Origin of the sequence: Nostoc sp. FACHB-152 (assembly GCF_014697475.1) — a bacterium.
Classification (GTDB): Bacteria; Cyanobacteriota; Cyanobacteriia; order Cyanobacteriales; family Nostocaceae; genus Nostoc_B.
Genome location: NZ_JACJRV010000176.1, coordinates 1 through 3557, shown reverse-complemented (window position 1 = coordinate 3557; position 3557 = coordinate 1). Strand labels below are relative to the sequence as shown.

The 3557-nt window shown below is 38.3% G+C and carries 1 protein-coding gene; it reads right to left on the bottom strand.

What is annotated here, in order from left to right:
• Nucleotides 1-45: 45 nt before the first annotated feature.
• Nucleotides 46-3468, bottom strand: coding sequence for an ATP-dependent helicase (locus H6G76_RS36300; RefSeq protein ID WP_190711026.1), 3423 nt, complete (start codon nucleotides 3466-3468; stop codon nucleotides 46-48).
• Nucleotides 3469-3557: the final 89 nt, after the last annotated feature.

Below are 3557 nucleotides of genomic sequence, written 5' to 3'. Positions count from 1 at the left end.
GCAAACGATGGAAATTGTGTTTGATGATTATTTGCCGCAATGGAATTACACTGCTAAACCACAGGTGACATAATTCTGGATTCTATTTAATCCGCATTCCTTATCATCTCGCTCAACACGAAAGATAGTATGACCGCTTACAGCTAAATGTTTATTGACATTAAGATGTTTTTGTAGCTGCTCCTTTCCTCTTTTAGAGAGAACAGCTACAACATTTCTAACATTATTATCTTTCAAATCTTTCCAGCAAACTTCATAGGGAGTAGAACCATTATTTTGAGGCATTAAGTAAAGTTGTCCCCATTCACGAGCATAAGCTTTTATCAGTTCACGTCCACATTGGTTTGTGACCAGCTGCTGACTTAAATATAAGTCTCTTGGATCTAGAAACCATTGATAGCGAATATTGGGAGGTAAATTAACTTGAGCCACTTGAACATTCTGAATATATTGATTAGGTTGAGGAGAGTTCATACTCTTGAAAACATCCAATAATATTGGGTGTGTTGAATCCTTATTCTTGCTAAAGAGTATATATAATTCCTCCTTGGCTCTTGTGAATCCTACGTACAACTCCCTAGCACGACTTTCTAGATTGTTCTTATCTAGAAAACCATCTTCCAAAACAAAAACGTGACTAAATTCTGAACCTTTGGCACTATGAAAGGTAGATAGAATTACTTGCCCAGGTCGTACAGGACGAGCTTCTTCTAAGAGGTATGCCATATCCTCCTGTGTCATCTGTAAACAACCTGATAAAGCCTGTAGCAATGATGACCAAGCAGCATCGCGATCGCTATAACCCAATTCTTGGCGTAATTCTTCAAGATGGGCTTGGGGGTTAGAAACATGCAGATTAGGTTTTTCCCGTAATCGGTGTAGGACTGCTTGACCGACACAACTCTTGATAGGACGTAAATTATCTTGTGTGTTGTATAACTGGTAAGCAATGTCTTGGTCGTTTCCCCAACTATCTCGCAAAACATGCTGTAAAAAACGCAGGTCTTCCCAGCGATGTGCCAAAACCGCTATTTTTTCTTTTTGAATTTCACCAGGTCGAGTCAAAATTTCGGCTATTTTTTCAGTAATCCACTCAGCCGCATCGTACAAATGTCCATACTCTCCCCAAAACACTTTTCCGGGCTGCTGAGTGTTAACAGCCTGTATTCTTTCGTTGATTCCCTTGAGTCGTTTTTCTGGAGCGATCGCCCTTTCGATAAAACTATTAGCAAACTCAACAATAGTTGGGCGAGAGCGATAATTTTGTACTAAAGGAATTACATCTTCTTCTGGTATATCGAAATCTTGACGAAAACGCCGAATAAACTCAACTCTTGCACCCTTCCATTCGTACAAATTTTGGTCATCATCACCCACAGCCATTAAGAAGCTTTTTTGGCTTTCGTCTTCATCCAGATGGTCAAATCCAGCTAATCGGGTAATTATGTCGTATTGTAATTTATCAATATCTTGGTACTCGTCCACCAAAATATATTGGTATCCAGGATGATTTTCCTGAAGATGGATAATAGCTTGCTGTAACAACCATTTAAAACCCCCCTCACCTTTACTTCTAAGTCCTGTCAGTTTAGCTGCAAGCGCATGAAAAGTTAAAGCATCTACCAGCGTTCCACGCTTACCTAAAAGTTGATGCAGCCGTTTCCGCACCTCGGCAGCAGCTTTGCGATTGTAAGCTAAAACTAGAATACGTTCCGGTGGAACACCTCTTGCTGATACCAAATAAGCTACACGGCTTACAATTGTATGGGTTTTACCCGAACCGGGTCCCGCCAATACCAATAATGCACGACTTTGATCGTCTGTAACAATCCGCTCTTGGGTTGGATTGAGATTTTTTAAAATCTCTTCCACAATTGCTGGATTACCATGTATTTCTCCGCAATGTTGAGAAAATTCATCCAAAGAAAGAGTAAAGTAATCTTCTAATATTTGAATGAGTTTTATTGGTTCTTCTTTATCTTGCATTCCAGCTTCTAAAACTTGGCGCATAATATCAATGCGTTTACGCCGTTGTCTGTAGTGTTCATCCAGAGGTGGGTACACTCCCTCATACCAGTTTTTTCGGTCTTTTCCTGGAAGCAAATGATAAAGCATTAAATTACCTAAATCTCCTCTCCCTAAAACAACTACTCCTAGACGTTGCATGAAAGCTAAAACTTTTAAAAGGTCTAATTTTGGATATTCTTGAATATTGATGCGTGTTTCTAATTCTGCTAAATCAAGAAGTTGGCTATCTTCCCGCTTCCAGTTTTTGTCCTTAAATAACTGATCTAAAATATTCTCAATATAGTCAATTTCTTGCCATTGTTTCTCCCAAATTTTGTTTGCGCTCTCTAACCACTGAGTTAGTGTTTCCTCTTGTTTCAGAAATAGGCGAGTTGTATCACGACTTTCTTTAGTGTAATTAGCTAATTTTAGTTGAGTTAAAATTCTCAAACTATCTGCAATACGTGCTTTTTTACCTAATTTTTCTTCTAAAGCTTCTACGTGAAGCAATATAGATTTTTCTTCATCTATTTCTGGTGATTCGGACTGGAGCCAATTCAAAAAAGCTTGAGTGCTTAATTTAAACTGTTCCAGCGTTCTATTAGATTGCTTTTCAAATTTAAAAGCGATTTTATATTCCCAATTTACTAAACCAATATTAACCAATTCACGCACAGTCTTAATCACAGATGGAGGCAAAATTCCCGTTACTAAAGATACCTCGCGTACATCTAGTTTAATACTAGTTTGATTTTTTCTAAAACCAATATCAAATAAGAACAAAGCTAATTTATTAGCATCACCGGTTAATTTACCAATTTCTTCTAAGTTAAGTTCCCGTTTCAAGTAAATATTCAGGTAGCAAGGACAAGATTCTCCTTCCCGTATCAATCCAGCTTTTTCCAAATAGAAGATAGCAACCCGTGCTTGAGTCTCTAATATTTCTAAATCTTCTGGCTCTTCTAAAGATAAAGGTTTCGCTAAATCCAAAGTACTTATCCAAGCGTCTTGAGTTTTTAGTCGGGGTCGAATTAAACGCCAGCAACTTTTGAGAGCCTGAAAACTAATTTGCGATCGCCCTTGTTGCTCAAATATCCAGTTAAAATCATCTTGATGCCAAAACAGATAAGCTGAACCTCGTTCCCCATCGTTACGGGCAAGGCGGCCAATTTCTTGTAAGTAAGCCTCTGGGGTAGCAGGTGGTGCAACATGAATAACAGTATGGATACCTTCTCTGTCAATACCCATACCAAAAGCGTTAGTTGCGACTACTACTTCTATTTTTCCGTCTTTAAAATCTTTCAAGACTTGCTGTTTATTAGAAATGCGGGAGTGGAAATAGGTTGTTTTAAAGTCAGCTTGATTAAGATACTCTGCATATTTTTCTGCCATACGGCGAGTAGGAACATAAACAATAGCAACACCCAAACCCAAATTAGGATAATTTTCTATAGAACCCATTTGACATCTTATGAGGTTTTGAATTAAGGTACTCCTCAGCATCTAAAATCCAATGCTAATGGCGTATTCCAGCGACTTCACTGATGCAG

Excerpts from the sequence above, each read along its gene's own strand:
- H6G76_RS36300 (WP_190711026.1), bottom strand. The coding sequence starts at position 3,468 with ATGGGTTCTATAGAAAATTATCCTAATTTGGGTTTGGGTGTTGCTATT.